Origin of the sequence: Paraprevotella xylaniphila YIT 11841 (assembly GCF_000205165.1) — a bacterium.
Lineage (GTDB): Bacteria > Bacteroidota > Bacteroidia > Bacteroidales > Bacteroidaceae > Paraprevotella > Paraprevotella xylaniphila.
In genome coordinates this window covers 1-615 of sequence record NZ_GL883872.1, presented here as the reverse complement: position 1 = coordinate 615, position 615 = coordinate 1, and the positions used below count along the sequence as shown (strand labels likewise).

General features: G+C 51.9%; 1 protein-coding gene. It reads right to left on the bottom strand.

From position 1 onward, the window contains the following. Positions 1 to 102 precede the first annotated feature (102 nt). Positions 103 to 615, bottom strand: a 513-nt coding sequence (locus tag HMPREF9442_RS11715; protein WP_008628810.1) for an AAA-type ATPase lid domain-containing protein, incomplete at its 5' end; no start/stop codon positions are given.

The following is a 615-nucleotide window of genomic DNA, read 5'->3' as shown; positions in this document are numbered from 1 at the left end:
TCCTTGCGGTCTTATTCTATATGTCGGCGGCGAAAAGCTCCTGCAAATCGCCGTTTTTTCTCAAATGTTATGCAAAGATAGCCAAATTCAGTGAATTACGGGCTATGATTGCTTGAATTTATATTTAAGTCCATACTCTTCAAGTTTACTGTATAACGTTGTCCTGCCTATTCCGAGCAGTTCGGCGGCGACACTCCGGTTGCCGTTTGCCTGTTTCAACGCCCGTAATATCCGTTCCTTATCCTCCGCGTCATTGCGCAGGGCGAAGCTGACGGGTGAGGTCGGCTTTGTCACGGCAAGCTCCAGATGTTCTTTCGTCACCACACCTTCCTGCGCCTGCAATACAGCTCCCATTATCTTTTGCCGAAGCTCCCGCACGTTGCCCGGCCATGCGTGGGTCAGCAACGCTTTACGGGTTTCGGAACTGAACCCGCTCACATTACATTCCAGTTCCTTGTTGGCTACCTCACGGAAGAACTCCGCCAACGGCATGATGTCTTCCTGACAGTCACGCAACGGCGGCACGGTTATCACGAAGTCATGCAGACGGTAGAGTAAATCCTGCCGGAAACGCTTTTCACTCACTGCCGCTTCCAGATCCTCGTTGGTGGCGGC